Below are 14,895 nucleotides of genomic sequence, written 5' to 3' on the forward strand. Positions count from 1 at the left end.
CACACAGTCCGCACCCGCGGGCTGAACCGTTTCCGGCACCATCCGCCGGCAATAACAAGAAAAGGAGCCATCAATGGCTAGCAACGAAGAGATCCTGGCCGGCTTGGCTGAAATCGTCAACGAAGAGACCGGCCTCGCCCCCGAGGCCGTGGAGCTGGACAAGTCCTTCACCGAGGACCTGGACATCGACTCCATCTCCATGATGACCATTGTGGTCAACGCCGAAGAGAAGTTCGGCGTGCGTATCCCGGACGAAGAGGTCAAGAACCTCAAGACCGTCGGCGACGCCGTCAGCTTCATCGCAGGCGCTCAGGCCTAGCCAAGGCTCCAGCCGCTTACGGCTGACTGGATTGCCGGTCCGCGCCCAGGCCGGGCCGGCAGTCCCCCTCATAAATCCTGGCAGCCAACTGAACTGCCCACACGCGGGACCCCGCCGGCGATTACCGGAGATGGCCTGCCCACCGACAGAGAGCAATCCCATGACACGCAAAGTAGTCATTACCGGTCTGGGGGCCACCACGCCCATCGGCGGCGATGTTCCCACCATGTGGAGCAATGCCCTGAAGGGTGTCTCCGGTGCCCGCACGCTGGAAGACGACTGGGTGGCTAAATACGAACTCCCGGTTCACTTTGCCGCCCGCTGCACCACGCCGGCCCTGTCGGTCCTCAGCCGGGTCGAGGCCAAGCGGATGGACCCGTCCACCCAGTTCGGTGTGATCGCATCCCGCGAAGCCTGGGCCGATTCCGGCATCACTGAGATCGACCCGGACCGCCTGGCCGTCGCCTTCGCCACCGGCATCGGCGGGGTATGGACCCTGCTGGACGCCTGGGACACCCTGAAGGAAAAGGGCCCCCGCCGCGTCCTCCCCATGACGGTGCCCATGCTGATGCCCAACGGCGTCGCTGCCGCCGTCAGCCTTGATCTTGGCGCCCGCGCCGGCGCGCACACCCCCGTTTCAGCCTGCGCTTCCGGTACAGAAGCCCTTCACCTGGGCTTGGACCTCATCCGTTCCGGCAAGGCCGACGTCGTCATGTGCGGCGGCGCTGAAGCGGCCATCCACCCGATGCCGCTGGCCGCCTTTGCCTCGATGCAGGCGCTGTCCCGGCGCAACGACGACCCCCAGGCAGCGTCACGCCCCTACGACCTCGGCCGCGACGGCTTTGTCATGGGAGAAGGCGCCGGTGCCCTGGTTCTCGAAGCCGAGGAGCACGCCCTGGCCCGCGGCGCCCGCATCTACGGCGAACTGGCAGGAACCTCCGTGACCGCCGACGCGTACCACATCACCGCCCCGGACCCGCAGGGTCTTGGAGCCACCCGCGCGCTGAAGGCCGCCATGTTCGACGGCCGGATCCAGGCTGAAGACGTGGTCCACGTCAACGCCCACGCCACGTCCACGCCCGTCGGTGACAAGCCCGAGTACACCGCGCTCCGTGCGGCGTTGGGGAACCACATCGACAACGTAGCGGTATCTGCCACCAAGTCGCAGATGGGTCACCTGCTGGGTGCGTCCGGTGCGGTGGAGGCCGTGCTGACGGTATTGGCAGTCCACCACCGCAAGGCTCCTGTGACCATCAACCTCGAAAACCAGGACCCCGAAATCCCGCTCGACGTTGTCACCTCTGCCCGCGATCTGCCGGCCGGTGACATCGTGGCACTGAGCAACTCCTTCGGCTTCGGCGGCCACAACGCCGTGATCGCGGTCCGCAGCGCGTAGCCCGCATTTCGCGAAAAGAAGGCCCCGCCATCTGAATCCGTTCAGATGGCGGGGCCTTCTTCGCGCTATGCACAATCCGCATTGCTATGGAGTGGTTGGCCGGCGGAGTACCTGGCAGGTCGAGTACGTACCTGCGGCCGGGTGCATGACCCGGTTACGGCAGGTTCTACGGGCGTCAGCCCACTTGGTGGAGCCAGCGCACCGGGGCGCCTTCTGCTGCGTGACGGAAGGGTTCGAGCTCCTCGTCCCAGGCTTCTCCGAGGGCAAGCGAGAGTTCGTGGTACACGGCTGAGGGATCGCCGGCGCCCGATTCGTAGGCGTAGCGTATCCGGTCCTCTGACACCATGATGTTGCCGTGCACGTCCGTTGTGGCGTGGAAGATTCCCAGTTCGGGGGTGTGCGACCAGCGGCCACCGTCAACGCCCTGGCTCGGTTCTTCGGTGACCTCGTAGCGCAGGTGCGCCCAGCCGCGAAGCGAGGACGCCAGCTGTGAGCCGGTGCCGGGGGTCCCGGTCCAGGAAAGCTCGGCCCTGAACATTCCGGGCGCGGCAGGCTGAGGGGTCCACTCAAGATCCGTGCGCTTATCCACGACGGATCCAATGGCCCACTCAACGTGCGGGCACAGTGCAGTAGGCGCTGAATGAACAAACAGCACACCACGGGTCATTGAAACAGACATTCCATCCTCCATAGCTGTAGGTACGTCTTCCCCAACGACCTCTGCCTGGATGAAACTGCCTTGCTTTGCGCCCCAGCGGCGGTTTTCCTGCCTGAATATTAAACTGTGTCCGGCACCTGCCGTGACACCTGAAGCATAGGAGCTTCAAGCGAAACTTGAAAGTTGCCGGACTTGACTCTTATTGTGCCGTACGCCGCGTAATTACGCCAGTGCGATTCCCCCGCCGGGGCGCGAAGCAATCCTGTCCGCGTCCTAATTCCTGGGCGGTCACGCCCTGGGGTGGGCCTGCTGGTAGCTCATCCGCAGCCGTTCCACCGAAACGTGGGTATAGATCTGTGTGGTGGCCAGGCTGCTGTGGCCGAGGATTTCCTGGACGGCGCGAAGATCTGCGCCGCCGTCGAGCAGGTGCGTTGCTGCAGTATGCCTGAGTGCATGGGGTCCCGTTGCGGCGGTGTCGCCCAAGGCTTCGAAGAGGTCTTTGACCACGGCCCTGACTTGGCGCTGGTCCACGCGGCTCCCTCTGGAACCGAGGAAAAGCGCGGGACCTGAGCGGTCACTGGCCAGGACCGGACGTCCCCTGCGGAGCCAGTCGTCGACGGCGAGAGCTGCCGGGACTCCGTAGGGCACGGTCCGCTCCTTGTTGCCTTTGCCGATCACCCGCAGGGTGCGGCGGTCCGGGTTGAGATCGTCAATGTCCAGTCCTGCCAACTCCCCCACGCGCACGCCGGTGGCGTAAAGGAGCTCCACCATGGCCCGGTTGCGCAGCGGGAGCGGCGCACCACCCGAAGCTGCTTCCTCCAGGCTGTTGAGCAGCCGTTGGAGTTGCCCGGATTGAAGCACACCGGGAAGCGACTTCTCAGCCTTGGGAGCCTTCAGGCGAAGGGCCGGGTCAGTCTCGATGAGTTCCTCGCGCATAGCCCATGTGGTGAAGGATCTGGCAGTCGCGGACCTGCGCGCAAGGGTGGACCGGGACATGCCCGCCTGGCTCTGCTCCCCCAGCCAACGCCGGAAGGTGCCCAACTCCAGGCCCGGCAGCTCCGTGATGCCTTCGGATGCGGCGTACGCGAGCAGGCTGCGCAGGTCGGATAGGTAGGCGCGCAGAGTATGTCCTGACCGGGCGCGCTCGGCAACCAGGTACCTGCCGAAACCGGCAAGTGCCTGCTCGAAGGCCGGGGGCAAGTCCTGTTTCTCCACTGTCCCACTGTCCCAGAATTTCACCTGCACAGGGTTCCGGACACAGTGAACTAGCCGGATTCCTTGCCCCGTTTCCAGCCGCCTTTTTCTGAGACGGCAAGCCCCAGGAGCCCCAGCCTGCCCAGCCCCGCCCGGACTGACTCGGCATTGAGGCCGGCGACGGCGCAGAGTTTGTCCACGGACGTTGTGGATCTCAGGGGCAAGGCGTCAAGGAGGATCAGATCTTCGAGGGTCAGGCCATCGTGGTCAGCCGCACGGCCCGTCTTGGGGTCCGCGAGCCCTTGGCCGCTGGGTGATGCCAGCTCGGCGACCTCCGCCGCGTCCGTCACACAGACGGCGCCTCCATCGCGGAGCAGGCGGTGGCAGCCGGCAGAGTTGGCACTGTGCACCGAACCCGGAACAGCACCCACCGGCCGGCCAAGATTCTCAGCGTGATGCGCCGTGTTCAGCGCCCCGGATCGCCAGCGGGCCTCCACCACAACGGTCACACCGGCAAGGGCTGCGATTAACCTGTTCCGTTGCAGGAAGCGGTACCTGGTGGGCGCCGATCCCGGCGGGACTTCGGCGAGCACGGCTCCCTGGTTGCAGACGGCCCGCAGGAGATCCTCGTTCCCGGACGGGTAAAACCGGTCCACGCCGCCCGCCATGACCGCGATGGTGGGTACGGCACCTGATCCTCCGGCCAGCGCCGCCCGGTGCGCGTGGGCGTCTATTCCGTATGCGCCTCCGGAGACAACCGTGAACCCTCTCTGCGCCAGCGAGTAGGCCAGATCTCCAGTCACAGAGGCCCCGTAGCTTGTGCTGTCCCGTGACCCCACAAGCGCCACGCTCTTGTCCACTCCCGGCAGCTCCTGTTCGAGGCCTCGCCACCACAGACAGATGGGCTCGTGAATCCCGAGGTCACCGAGCTGGGTGGGCCAAAGATCGTCCGATGGCACAATCAGCCTGCCACCCAGCCGGGCCATGGTGGCAAGATCCCGTTCGGGGGCCAAGTCAGGTATCCGCGGCGCCCAACGCTTGAGTGCCGCCGCCATCCCGCCCCAGCCCGTGGCAGCGCCGCTGTCCGCCAGCAAGCCGGTGATCTCCTGCTCGAGTGCCGGGCCGGCCGGTATCTGGCCCGTGGCAATCCTCAGTGCGTCCCAGGCGCCGGCAGCCTGCACGAGGGCGAGTCCGGTGGCGTCCTGCGGTTCCATGAGCCGGGAGAGGGCCGCCCGGGTTATGTGTTCGTTTTCCATTGCTTCTTCCTTCACGCCGCTGCCGAGGCAGCCTGCCGGAGGCCCAGAGCCTGGCCAATGTCGTTGGTATCGGGCATGTCGCGGTGGGACAGGTCCGCGAGCGTCCAGGCCAACCGCAGGACCCTGTCGTATCCTCTGGCCGTCAGCACGCCACGTTCGAGGGAGTGATCAAGAATCCGGGTGGCAGTGGCAGGCAGCCGGAGGCCGCCCCGCAGAATCCGGCCGGGAACCTGGGCGTTTGTTTCCAGTCCCAAGGGGCCGAGCCGTTCTGCCTGCCTGCTTCGTGCATCGGCCACGCGCCGCGCCACGGCGGCTGTGCCCTCCTCCGCTCCGGCCTGGCCGAAGTCAGCCAACGAAACGCGCTCCACCTGGAGTTGGATGTCCACGCGGTCCAGCAGCGGCCCGGACATCCGGGCCAGGTAGCGGCGCCTCATCATGGGCGTGCAGGTGCAGTCGAGGCCCTTGCCGGAGGCCTTGCCACAGGGACAGGGGTTGGCGGCCAGAACCAGCTGGAACCGTGCTGGATAGGCCGCTGTTCCCGCCGAGCGGTGAATGACCAGCTCGCCGCTTTCGAGCGGTTGCCGCAGCGCGTCCAGAATGCGGCGTTCATACTCCGGTGCCTCATCAAGGAACAGGACCCCGCGGTGGGCCCGGGACGCCGCACCCGGGCGGGGAAGGCCCGAACCCCCGCCGATGATCGCAGCGGCGGTGGCAGAATGGTGCGGGTTTTCAAACGGCGGACGGCGCAGCAGCTGAACGGCGGAGGAGGGCAGTCCGCAGAGGGAATGGATGGCGGTGACTTCCATGGCTTCGTTGTCCGCAAGGTCCGGAAGAAGCCCTGGCAGCCGCTCCGCCAGCATCGTCTTTCCCGCGCCGGGCGGCCCCATGAGCAAGAGATGGTGGGCGCCGGCGGCGGCCACTTCCAGGGCCCGCCGGGCATCGCCCTGCCCCGAGACGTCCGCCATGTCAGGCACAGCAGGGGCGGCGTATGAAGAATCGCCCGGGCCGGCCTCATCATCCGGTTCGAAGTCCAGGGCGAGTTCCTGGGGATCTGCCCCGAAATCGAGGGCAAGCCGGGCGAGGGTCCGGTAGCCCCGGACGTTCGCCCCCGGGACCAGTGACGCTTCGGCCAGGTTAGCGTGGGCCACGACCACCTCGTGGTAGCCGGCCTGGACCGCAGCCATGACCGCGGGAAGGATGCCGCGGACAGGCCTCAGCCGGCCATCCAGCCCGAGTTCAGCGATGAAGACGGTCCGTTCGGTTGGTTTGATGTCATTCGCGGCCCGCAGGACCGCCATGGTGACGGCCAGGTCAAAGCCTGAACCCCGCTTGGGGAGTGACGCTGGAATGAGGTTGGCGGTGATCTTCCGCCGGCTCAGCGGGATTCCTGAGTTTTTTGCGGCGGACCGTATCCGTTCCTTGGCCTCGTTAAGGGCGGCATCGGGCAAGCCCAGAATCACGAAGTTTGGCAGGGTCTGGCCGATGTCGGCCTCTACCTCGACGATGTACCCGTTCAGGCCCACCAGCGCAACCGAGTAGGTCCGCCCGAGCGCCAACTACCCCACCCCCTTGAGGTGTTCCACCAGGGGTTCGCCGCCGCCGTCGTCCACCACTGCGATGACGTCCACGCGCCGCCGGGGCATCCGCAGTTCCCGGTCCCGGCACCACGCGGAGCCGAGCCGGTGCAGCCGCGCCAGCTTCTCTGCTCCCACGGCTTCGAACGGGTGTCCGTAGTCCAGCGATCGCCGGGTCTTCACCTCGGCGATAACCAGGGCGTCCCCATCCAGGGCCACAATGTCAATTTCGCCTTCGGTGCAACGCCAGTTGCGTTCCACCACCAGCATGCCCAGCGATTCAAGATAGCCGGCGGCCAACTCCTCGCCACGGCGGCCCAACAGGTCTTTGGATTTCATTTTCTACCTCCGCAACCAGCCTGCGGGGGCAGAACTGCAGAGGAAACACCGTTAAGGGCCTATGTGCGTAACGAGGGAAAATGGCCCCTGTGGAGGAGCAGTGGCCCGGCAGGCAGGCCCTAATTGCCGAGGTCAACATCCTTCGGCAGGGCAAGTTCCTCATTGCGCGGCAGTTCTTCGACGTTGACGTCCTTGAACGTCAAGACACGGACTGTCTTCACGAAGCGGGCAGAACGGTAGACATCCCATACCCACGCATCGTGCAGGGTCAGGTCGAAGTAGACCTCGCCGTCGGCGCTTCGGGCCTGGAGATCAACGTGGTTCGCGAGGTAAAAGCGGCGCTCGGTCTCGACAACGTAACTGAAGAGCCCGACGACATCGCGATATTCACGGTAGAGCTGCAGCTCCATGTCGGTTTCGTAGTTTTCAAGATCCTCTGCACTCATGCTTCCATCTTGCACTATTCGGGGCGTCGCGGGCGCCGCGTCTGCCGTGTGCGGCCGCTAGGTCCCGATCTCGGGGAACAGTTCGCCACCCAGGAGGTTCCAGCTCACGCGGTGGTAGGGGGTAGGCCCCGTGGCACGGAGCGCATCGCGGTGCATTACAGTGGCGTAGCCCTTGTTGAGGTCCCAGCCGAAATCCGGGTACTCGAGGTGCAGGCCGCGCATCTGCTCGTCGCGTTCAACCTTGGCAATAACACTGGCAGCTGCGACGCTGAGGCACTGCATGTCCGCTTTGATCCTGGTGTGGACCGGGGCATCACAGCCTGGGCCCGGGGCTGCCTCCTCAAATAGGGAAAGCTGCCCGGGCGGTGAGAGCCAGTTGTGGCTGCCATCGAGGAGCACCACATCCGGGCTGACGCCCGCAGCAAGGATGTCCAGCCACGCACGGGTGCCGGCCAGCCGCAGAGCCGCGATGAGCCCAAGGTCATCGATCTCCCGGGAGGAGGCGTGACCAACTGCAGACGCCACGCTCCAGCTTCTGACCAGAGGTTCGAGGCGCTCTCGCTCTGCCGGGCTGAGGAGTTTGCTGTCCCGGACACCGGAGAGGGGCTTCTGCTTGTGGAGGTCGACGACAGCGATCCCGACGCTGACGGGTCCCGCCAGGGCCCCGCGGCCCACTTCGTCAACGCCGGCGAGGTAGCGGGCACCCTGCGCCTTGAAGGTCCGTTCGTGCCGGAGGGTGGGCGCTTTCGCCCGGAGCGCCCCGGCCTTGCGGACCGTGGCCTCGGCCGTGGCAGGTGCCATTGGAGCGGGGGTAATGGCGGCCACTGCTAGCCCCCTGCGGGGACGTCGCTGAAGACCTTGGAGTGGTTGTCGAGGACGGTGATCCTGTTCAGCGGCCACGCAATGACGGCTGCCTTGCCCTCCACGTCCTCAAGGTCGACAAATCCGCCGTTCGAATCCAGGTGGGAGCGGGAATCTGCGGAATGGTTTCGGTTATCGCCCATGACCCAGATCTTCCCTTCCGGAACCACGACGTCGAAAGCGCGGACCTGCGGTTGTTCATCGGTGTTGACGTAACTTTCATCGATGGGAGACCCGTTGATGGTCAGTTTACCGCCGGCGTCGCAGCAGATCACGTGGTCCCCGGGGAGTCCGATGACCCGCTTGACGAGGTGCTGTTCGGAGTTGTCCGGGAGGAGCCCCACGAACGTCAGGCCGTCCTGCACCCACGTGAAGGGTCCGCTTTCCTCTTCCGGCGCAGCTGTCAGCCATCCCTGGTTGTCCTTGAAGACCACCACGTCGCCGCGGGAGAGCGCAAACGGTTCCGGCACCAGGAGGTTCACGAAGATGCGGTCGTTGACGTCCAGCGTGCTGACCATGGACTCCGAAGGAATGTAGAAGGCACGGAAGAGGAACGTCTTTATCAGGAAGGAAAGCACCACGGCGATCACCACAACTGTGGCGATTTCCTTCAGCCAGACAAAGAGTTGGCTTGGCGCCCCGGGCTCGGCCTTGGGCGCCGAGGACCGCCTCCCCGGTGCGGCCGCCGCGCTGCCGGCAACAACCTCGGCATCCGCCGTACGGGCATCAGCCTCGGCGTCCGCCGTACGGGCATCAGCTTCGGCGGTAGTGCCGTCCCCGGAGAGGCCTGGAGCACCCTCACGGGGCGGCTCTGGGATCCGGGCTTGATTCTCGGGCATCTACTGTACGTCCTCTGTCTTTGGTCCTGCCGCTGCCGGCCGTGGTATTCCAGCAAATCTATCAAGTGGCCAGATGATTTGGAGCGGCCTGCCGATCACCCTGTCCACCGGCACCATGCCCCCGCCCGGCGCACCAAGAAGGCTGCGGGAATCAGCCGACTCTGAGCGGTGGTCGCCGAGGAGCCACAGCCTCCCGGCGGGGACCACCGCAGTGAAGATCTGGGTGCTGGGCTTATCCCCTTCGAACAAGTAGGGCTCATCAAGCGCTTTTCCGTTCACTGTGACCTTACCGTCGGCGTCGCAGCAGGCCACGGTATCCCCCGGCAAACCAATGACCCTCTTGACGTAGGTGGTGTCACTTCCGGTCAGTCCGAGCCATTGACCGGCTGCCGCAGCGGCATCCGGCAGGGGCCCCCGCCCGCTGTTGAGGGGGGCGAACGATCCCCTACCGTCAAAGACCACGATGTCGCCACGGCGGATGGGGTCCGCCTGGAAATCGGTTCTGGAGACCAGGATCCTGTCTCCGCCTTCGAGCAGCGGTTCCATGGAGCCGGACGGAATGAAGTAGACATCCAGCCATAATGAGCGCACCAGTCCGCTGAGCGCCACGGCCAGCAAAAGTGCCGGCAACGCAAAACGCCAGCCCATTCTTCCGGGCTGGCGTTTTGTCTGGTCCATGATCCATATTCCTGGGGCGCTGTTACGAATGGCGCTGGCCTGGTACGGCTGGGGCCTGCTTTGTAGGTCCCTGGGGACTTACTTCTTGGTCTGGAAGTCGCGCTTTTCCTTGATCTTTGCAGCCTTGCCGCGGAGATCACGCATGTAGTACAGCTTGGCACGGCGCACGTCACCCTTGGAGACGACCTCGATCTTTTCGATGATCGGGGAGTGAACCGGGAAGGTACGCTCAACACCGACACCGAAGGAGACCTTGCGGACGGTGAAGGTTTCGCGAAGGCCATCGCCGTGGCGGCCCAGGACAAAGCCCTGGAATACCTGGACACGGGAGTTTTTGCCTTCGATGATGTTCACGTGAACCTTGAGGGTGTCACCCGCGCGGAACTCTGGAACATCGGTGCGCAGCGAAGCTGCATCTACGGAATCGAGAATATGCATAATTGCACTCCTGGTGAACGCCACAGGTCATTCACTTTGGGTCACGGCGGGCAAGCCCGGGGATCCGGGAATTGCCGCCGAAAATTAAGTGGGTCCGGTTCCTTCACTGATTGAAGGTACCGGGTTGTCCAGCTGTTGGTTGCGCTCCCCCTGTAGCAGGTGCGGACCCAGCAGACACAAGGACTAATTTTGCCACACTCGCACGCCTACAGCCAATCGCCGCCGGCGGTAACCTCGCCGGTTCAGGCAGTGGGGCCGGTTCCGGCGTCCTTCTCAGCCGCGGAGCGTCCCCGGGGACGGAGGTGACCATCGACGACGTCGTACCCCAGGTCCGCCAGGGCGGTCCGGTCGGCACGGGGCAGCTTCCCGGCGTCGAACGTTTCAAGCAGGTCGGGACGGCGCTCCGCCGTCCGCCGGTACTGCTCGTGGCGGCGCCACTGGGCGATCTTGCCGTGGTTGCCGCTCAGCAGCACGGCGGGCACTTCACGCTCACGCCAGGTGGAGGGCTTGGTATAGACCGGATACTCCAGCAGCCCGTCCGAATGGGATTCCTCCACCAGGGATTCCGGGTTGCCCACCACACCCGGCAGCAGCCTGCCGATGGCTTCCACCATGGCAAGGACAGCCACCTCGCCACCGTTGAGCACGTAGTCGCCCAGGCTGACGGGCCGCACAGTGAAGTGCTCTTCCGCCCATTCGATGACACGTTCGTCGATGCCCTCGTAGCGTCCGCAGGCGAAAACCAGCTGCTCCTCCTCGGCCAGCTCATATGCCAGCGCCTGGGTGAAGCGCTCCCCCGCGGGCGACGGGACGATCAGCACAGGCTTTGATGCTTTGCCCGCGTTGGCATCAGCGACGGCCGTCAGGGCCTTCGCCCATGGCTCCGCCTTCATCACCATGCCGGCCCCGCCGCCGTAGGGAGTGTCATCGACTGTCCGGTGCTTATCGGTGGTGAAGTGGCGGAGATCATGGACCTGAAGGTCCAACAGCCCGTCCTGGCGGGCTTTGCCGATCAGGGACAGCTCCAGGGGCGCCAGGTATTCGGGGAAAATACTGACGACGTCGATTCTCATCTACGCGTTGCCCTCCGGCTCGCGGGACCCGGCGTCGTCGGAGTTGATGTCGAAGAGGCCGTCCGGGGGCGTCAGCAGGACAAACCCACCGGCCACGTTGACTTCCGGAACAATCTGCTCCACGAACGGGACAAGGATTTCCTTGCCGTCTGCGCCTTCAATGACCAGCAGGTCCTGGACAGGCATGGTGTGCAAGGCGGCAACCTTGCCAACCACCTGGGAGCCTACCCGCGCTTCGAGTCCCACCAGCTCGTGCTCGTACCAGCCCTCATCGCCGTCCTCATCCAGCTCTTCAGTCTCGATGAACAGCTTGGCTCCGCGCAGCGTCTCCGCCTGGTTGCGGGTTTCAATGCCGGCGAACCCGAGCAGGAGGATGTCCTTGTTCCAGCGGGCACTGTCAACAGTCAGCGGGCCGGCCGATGCCGGTTCCACCACAAACTCGGTGCCAGGAACAAACCGGTCCTCCGGGGCGTCGGTCAGCACCTGGACCGTCACTTCCCCGCGGATTCCGTGCGGTTTGCCGATTCGTGCGACCTGAAGCTGCATCTGTTCCCCTGTCCGGTTGTGGGACTACCCACAGTGTTGTGTTGTGAAAGCACTCCGGCCCCTCCACCGTGACTGGTGGAAGGGCCGGAGCAAAAACTGATACTGCCGGGCGCTTAGCGGCGGCGGTCGGTATCGACGACGTCGACCCTTACCGGTTCGCCGTCTGCCAGTGCCGCCACAACGGTGCGCAATGCCCGCGCCGTGCGGCCCTGGCGGCCGATCACCCGTCCCAGGTCATCCTGATGAACCCGGACCTCGAGGGTGTCCCCGCGCCGGTTGTTCTTCGAGCTGACCTTGACGTCTTCCGGGGAATCAACGATTCCCCGGACCAGGTGTTCGAGCGCCTCTGCCAGCAATCTACTCAGCCTCGGTGGTCTCTGCCTCGGCGGGGGCCTCGGCTGCGTCAGACTGCTTTGCCTTCTTGGTGATGGCTTCCGGGATGATCACAGAACCCTTTTCCGGGGCAACGAAGGCGGCCTTCGGAGCTTTGGTCTTCAGGGTGCCTTCCTGGCCCGGGAGGCCCTTGAACTTCTGCCAGTCGCCGGTGATCTTGAGGATCGCGGCAACCTGCTCGGACGGCTGTGCGCCGACGCCGAGCCAGTACTGGGCACGGTCCGTGTCGACCTCGATGTATGAGGGCTCTTCGGTGGGGTGGTACTTGCCGATTTCTTCGATGGCACGGCCGTCACGCTTGGAGCGTGCGTCCATGACGACGATGCGGTAGTACGGTGCGCGCATCTTGCCAAAGCGCTTAAGGCGAATCTTTACGGCCACTTTTGTGGTCACTCCTGTTTCAGAAAGGGGGTGAACCGACGTTCTGCACCCGTGGGGCGGGCCATACTTGAGGGTTCGAAGGACAGGATCCGGACGCGGAGAGAGGGGCCACGCAGATCGAGTACCTGTTTATTGTGCCAGATCAGCGTCCGGATTTCGACTTGACACGTACCGGGGAGGCAGATGCCGGCACCCTAGGACGACCAGACATACATTCCGTTGCGGTCAGCGTCATCGATTCCGCTGGCCAGCTCGGCGAGCTGCTGGACATAGTTGCGCGCCTCCGCGGCGCCGAAGGGCATGTCGTCCTGGGCTGCCCACTGTTCAGCGACGTCGTCCAGCACATTGCCTTCGCCCTCGGTTTCGTAGGTGAGCAGGTCCGCCAGCGCCCGCACCATGGCCGGTGGAACTCCGAGGAGGGAGTCGCTGGCGACGTCGACCATCGCCAGTTCGTAGTCCGCGCCGCCGGCGTGGACCGCGGCGCCTGCCAGATCACCCAGCTGCTCGATTTCGAAGTCGCTGACACCTGGGATCCGCAGGGCCTGGCCCCCGGGCGATCCTCCGGCATCAAGGACCTGGGCGCGCTTGAGCGCGGCGTCGTGGGTGGCAACAAAGATTTCAGTGAAGCCCATGGGAACAGCCCTCATTCCGTCGACGGTGCGGCGCTGTGTCAGGCAGCGTTCAGATGCCGCCCCGGCCGTTCGGAATCAGCCTAGTACATGGCTGGCCACGCTCCCGGCCGGCCTTGGGCTCAGCGCACGGCGACACGGATGCTGTTGCGCCATGGGTCCTCGAAGCGCAGCTCAGCTCCCGTGTGGTGAGAGGCAACCCCCGCCACTTTCAAGCGGTCGGCAAGCGCACCGACGTCGTCCCCGGAAGGTACTTCGATCAGCACCTCCCCCAACCCCAGGGTGTCTTTGCGGGGCCCCGCTCCGCGGCTGTTCCACACGTTCATGGCCATGTGGTGGTGGTACCGGCCTGCAGAGACAAACAGGGCCTGCCCGTGCCAGCCCGCGGTCTTCTCGAAGCCAAGGGTTTCCACGTAGAACCTGTGGGCGGAATGGACATCGCCCACCTGGAGGTGGATGTGGCCGACACCTGCCTCGGCACCGTGCTGACCGGCCAGGGATTCCTCTGTCAGGTGCTGCTCAAGGAAGCGCTGCGGCGGCAGGGCAAGGCTGTCCATGACCACATCGGTGCCTTCCCAGGACCAGTTTTCGCGGGGCCGGTCCCAGTAGAGTTCGATGCCGTTGCCCTCGGGGTCATTGAAGTAGAAAGCTTCACTGACGAGGTGGTCGGCGCTGCCTGTGAAAGACCGGGGTTCGTACTGGGCGGTGGTGGCCACGGTGGCTGCCAGCGCGGTGCGGGTCTCGAAGAGCAGTGCGGTGTGGAAAAGCCCCGCCTCTCCCCTGCCGGGAAGATTCAATGAGGGGGCAGCCGCGAGGTGGACCAGGGGGCGCTGCAGCCGGCCCAGGTAGACACCACCGTCCTGCTCGGCGACGACCTCCAGGCCAAGGGCACGCTGGTAGTAGTCGGTCATCAGCTTCATGTCGCCCACCTTGAGCATCACGGTGCCCATTGTGAGATCGGCAGGAAGGAGATCCTGGCTGGTTGCTTCTGCAGTCATTGAAAACTCCCGGGTCCCGTGGTCTTCGGGTGCGAAGGCCGCTGTAAACACCAATTTACTTGAAGCTTCAATTTATTTCAAGTGGTTTAGGTACTGCCTGCCTGAACCGCAGTTGCGTCCCTGAATGTGCGGCTGCTCCTCAGGAGGCGCGGACTGACGCTGACCTGCTGACTTCGGCAATGAATGACCGGATGGCCCGGTCACCTTCCACCGAGTCCTGGGGCCGGTGCCCTCCCGCTGCTACGCGGTGCCGGGCACCGGTCTCCTGAAGGTATCCGGCGATTTCCTCATAGAGCGGTTCCCAGCCTCCGGTCAGAACCATGGTGGGCACGCCTGGAACGATGTGCAACGGGGCTTCCCAGGACGGCGCCTGCAAGCGGAGCCTGCGAGCGGACCGTTTTTCCTCCGGCGTGGCCGGCTCCAGGAGGTCCGTGGCGAACATCCTGCGGACGAATTCGCGCTGGAAGTCCTCGTCGGCCAACTGGTGCCGGACCTCGAAAAGCGGGCGCATCAGCGCCACGTGGGCAGAGGTGGCCGGCAGTTCCGCCGTCAGCGATAGGCACGCAGGCTCCACCAGCGTCAGGGAAAAAACGAGGTCGGGACGTTGGACGGCAGCCATCATTGCGGCGATGGCGCCCTGGGCATGCGCGACGACGTGGCCGCCGGCGCCTCCGCGGCCGTCATCGGCCAACGAGCGCACGATGATGGCCGCGTCCTCACTGAACGACGACTCGAGGGGTTCGGCGAAGGCGTCGAAGCCATGGCGCCGCAGGAACAGGGCATCGTAGGCCAACGCCATACCGTGCTGCCGCGGCCACGCTGCCGCTCCGAAGGGCCCGGCGCCGTGCACGAACACTACCCTCTGCTTGAACATGAC

Annotated in this window: 19 protein-coding genes; 2 read left to right on the forward strand and 17 right to left on the reverse strand. The window is 65.0% G+C overall.

Annotated features, from left to right (window positions below; translation table 11 throughout):
- The first annotated feature begins 73 nt into the window (after positions 1-73).
- On the forward strand, positions 74-319 hold the full coding sequence (locus tag ACP7AX_RS02670) for an acyl carrier protein (protein ID WP_009359314.1): 246 nt from the start codon (positions 74-76) through the stop codon (positions 317-319).
- Between the two features lie 160 nt (positions 320-479).
- Complete coding sequence (locus ACP7AX_RS02675; protein WP_131682504.1) at positions 480-1,715, forward strand: beta-ketoacyl-ACP synthase II; 1,236 nt, start codon at positions 480-482, stop codon at positions 1,713-1,715.
- Positions 1,716-1,890: 175 nt separating this feature from the next.
- Here the strand turns inward: ACP7AX_RS02675 and ACP7AX_RS02680 are convergent, their stop codons facing one another.
- The 17 genes from ACP7AX_RS02680 to ACP7AX_RS02760 form a co-directional block, all read right to left on the reverse strand.
- The gene (locus ACP7AX_RS02680; protein ID WP_131682505.1) at positions 1,891-2,394 is read right to left on the reverse strand and encodes a DUF3145 family protein; all 504 of its coding nucleotides are present in this window, start codon (positions 2,392-2,394) and stop codon (positions 1,891-1,893) included.
- A gap of 267 nt (positions 2,395-2,661) precedes the next feature.
- Positions 2,662-3,588 (reverse strand): tyrosine recombinase XerC, encoded by a 927-nt coding sequence (locus tag ACP7AX_RS02685; protein WP_426225315.1) that lies wholly within the window; start codon positions 3,586-3,588, stop codon positions 2,662-2,664.
- 50 nt (positions 3,589-3,638) lie between these two features.
- On the reverse strand, positions 3,639-4,823 hold the full coding sequence (dprA, locus tag ACP7AX_RS02690) for a DNA-processing protein DprA (protein ID WP_426225316.1): 1,185 nt from the start codon (positions 4,821-4,823) through the stop codon (positions 3,639-3,641).
- An 11-nt stretch (positions 4,824-4,834) separates the two neighbouring features.
- The gene (locus ACP7AX_RS02695) at positions 4,835-6,379 is read right to left on the reverse strand and encodes a YifB family Mg chelatase-like AAA ATPase (RefSeq protein WP_131682508.1); all 1,545 of its coding nucleotides are present in this window, start codon (positions 6,377-6,379) and stop codon (positions 4,835-4,837) included.
- The gene (locus ACP7AX_RS02700) at positions 6,380-6,736 is read right to left on the reverse strand and encodes a YraN family protein (RefSeq protein WP_131682509.1); all 357 of its coding nucleotides are present in this window, start codon (positions 6,734-6,736) and stop codon (positions 6,380-6,382) included.
- Between the two features lie 119 nt (positions 6,737-6,855).
- Complete coding sequence (locus tag ACP7AX_RS02705) at positions 6,856-7,182, reverse strand: DUF2469 domain-containing protein (RefSeq protein ID WP_108599785.1); 327 nt, start codon at positions 7,180-7,182, stop codon at positions 6,856-6,858.
- A gap of 57 nt (positions 7,183-7,239) precedes the next feature.
- Positions 7,240-7,983 (reverse strand): ribonuclease HII, encoded by a 744-nt coding sequence (locus ACP7AX_RS02710; protein ID WP_426225317.1) that lies wholly within the window; start codon positions 7,981-7,983, stop codon positions 7,240-7,242.
- Between the two features lie 26 nt (positions 7,984-8,009).
- Positions 8,010-8,882 (reverse strand): signal peptidase I, encoded by an 873-nt coding sequence (lepB, locus tag ACP7AX_RS02715; RefSeq protein ID WP_426225318.1) that lies wholly within the window; start codon positions 8,880-8,882, stop codon positions 8,010-8,012.
- Positions 8,883-9,560, reverse strand: coding sequence for a signal peptidase I (gene lepB / locus ACP7AX_RS02720; protein ID WP_426225319.1), 678 nt, complete (start codon positions 9,558-9,560; stop codon positions 8,883-8,885).
- A gap of 78 nt (positions 9,561-9,638) precedes the next feature.
- The gene (rplS, locus tag ACP7AX_RS02725) at positions 9,639-9,998 is read right to left on the reverse strand and encodes a 50S ribosomal protein L19 (RefSeq protein WP_131682513.1); all 360 of its coding nucleotides are present in this window, start codon (positions 9,996-9,998) and stop codon (positions 9,639-9,641) included.
- A 242-nt stretch (positions 9,999-10,240) separates the two neighbouring features.
- Complete coding sequence (gene trmD / locus ACP7AX_RS02730; protein WP_426225320.1) at positions 10,241-11,071, reverse strand: tRNA (guanosine(37)-N1)-methyltransferase TrmD; 831 nt, start codon at positions 11,069-11,071, stop codon at positions 10,241-10,243.
- On the reverse strand, positions 11,072-11,617 hold the full coding sequence (gene rimM / locus ACP7AX_RS02735; protein WP_426225321.1) for a ribosome maturation factor RimM: 546 nt from the start codon (positions 11,615-11,617) through the stop codon (positions 11,072-11,074).
- A gap of 113 nt (positions 11,618-11,730) precedes the next feature.
- Entirely contained in the window at positions 11,731-11,973 is a 243-nt protein-coding gene (locus ACP7AX_RS02740; RefSeq protein ID WP_056349097.1) for an RNA-binding protein, read from the reverse strand.
- 1 nt (position 11,974) lies between these two features.
- Complete coding sequence (gene rpsP, locus ACP7AX_RS02745; protein WP_131682516.1) at positions 11,975-12,391, reverse strand: 30S ribosomal protein S16; 417 nt, start codon at positions 12,389-12,391, stop codon at positions 11,975-11,977.
- A 194-nt stretch (positions 12,392-12,585) separates the two neighbouring features.
- Positions 12,586-13,023: a hypothetical protein gene (locus ACP7AX_RS02750; RefSeq protein ID WP_426225322.1), complete on the reverse strand. Its 438-nt coding sequence runs from the start codon at positions 13,021-13,023 to the stop codon at positions 12,586-12,588.
- 119 nt (positions 13,024-13,142) lie between these two features.
- On the reverse strand, positions 13,143-14,018 hold the full coding sequence (locus tag ACP7AX_RS02755) for a VOC family protein (RefSeq protein ID WP_131682518.1): 876 nt from the start codon (positions 14,016-14,018) through the stop codon (positions 13,143-13,145).
- 139 nt (positions 14,019-14,157) lie between these two features.
- Positions 14,158-14,892 carry an alpha/beta fold hydrolase gene (locus ACP7AX_RS02760; RefSeq protein ID WP_426225323.1) on the reverse strand — a complete coding sequence of 245 codons (735 nt, stop codon included), beginning with the start codon at positions 14,890-14,892 and terminating at the stop codon, positions 14,158-14,160.
- Between the last annotated feature and the right edge of the window lie 3 nt (positions 14,893-14,895).

This window comes from Pseudarthrobacter sp. DSP2-3-2b1, assembly GCF_049895945.1.
Taxonomy (GTDB): Bacteria; Actinomycetota; Actinomycetes; order Actinomycetales; family Micrococcaceae; genus Arthrobacter.

What these genes read in the sequence shown, in the direction of transcription:
- dprA (WP_426225316.1), bottom strand. Translation starts at nt 4,823, where the DNA reads ATGGAAAACGAACACATAACCCGGGCGGCCCTCTCCCGGCTCATGGAA.
- ACP7AX_RS02755 (WP_131682518.1), bottom strand. Translation starts at nt 14,018, where the DNA reads ATGACTGCAGAAGCAACCAGCCAGGATCTCCTTCCTGCCGATCTCACA.
- ACP7AX_RS02705 (WP_108599785.1), bottom strand. Translation starts at nt 7,182, where the DNA reads ATGAGTGCAGAGGATCTTGAAAACTACGAAACCGACATGGAGCTGCAG.
- ACP7AX_RS02675 (WP_131682504.1), top strand. Translation starts at nt 480, where the DNA reads ATGACACGCAAAGTAGTCATTACCGGTCTGGGGGCCACCACGCCCATC.
- ACP7AX_RS02760 (WP_426225323.1), bottom strand. Translation starts at nt 14,892, where the DNA reads ATGTTCAAGCAGAGGGTAGTGTTCGTGCACGGCGCCGGGCCCTTCGGA.
- rimM (WP_426225321.1), bottom strand. Translation starts at nt 11,617, where the DNA reads ATGCAGCTTCAGGTCGCACGAATCGGCAAACCGCACGGAATCCGCGGG.
- lepB (WP_426225319.1), bottom strand. Translation starts at nt 9,560, where the DNA reads ATGGACCAGACAAAACGCCAGCCCGGAAGAATGGGCTGGCGTTTTGCG.
- rplS (WP_131682513.1), bottom strand. Translation starts at nt 9,998, where the DNA reads ATGCATATTCTCGATTCCGTAGATGCAGCTTCGCTGCGCACCGATGTT.
- ACP7AX_RS02700 (WP_131682509.1), bottom strand. Translation starts at nt 6,736, where the DNA reads ATGAAATCCAAAGACCTGTTGGGCCGCCGTGGCGAGGAGTTGGCCGCC.
- ACP7AX_RS02710 (WP_426225317.1), bottom strand. Translation starts at nt 7,983, where the DNA reads ATGGCACCTGCCACGGCCGAGGCCACGGTCCGCAAGGCCGGGGCGCTC.
- ACP7AX_RS02750 (WP_426225322.1), bottom strand. Translation starts at nt 13,023, where the DNA reads ATGGGCTTCACTGAAATCTTTGTTGCCACCCACGACGCCGCGCTCAAG.
- lepB (WP_426225318.1), bottom strand. Translation starts at nt 8,882, where the DNA reads ATGCCCGAGAATCAAGCCCGGATCCCAGAGCCGCCCCGTGAGGGTGCT.
- trmD (WP_426225320.1), bottom strand. Translation starts at nt 11,071, where the DNA reads ATGAGAATCGACGTCGTCAGTATTTTCCCCGAATACCTGGCGCCCCTG.
- ACP7AX_RS02680 (WP_131682505.1), bottom strand. Translation starts at nt 2,394, where the DNA reads ATGTCTGTTTCAATGACCCGTGGTGTGCTGTTTGTTCATTCAGCGCCT.
- ACP7AX_RS02670 (WP_009359314.1), top strand. Translation starts at nt 74, where the DNA reads ATGGCTAGCAACGAAGAGATCCTGGCCGGCTTGGCTGAAATCGTCAAC.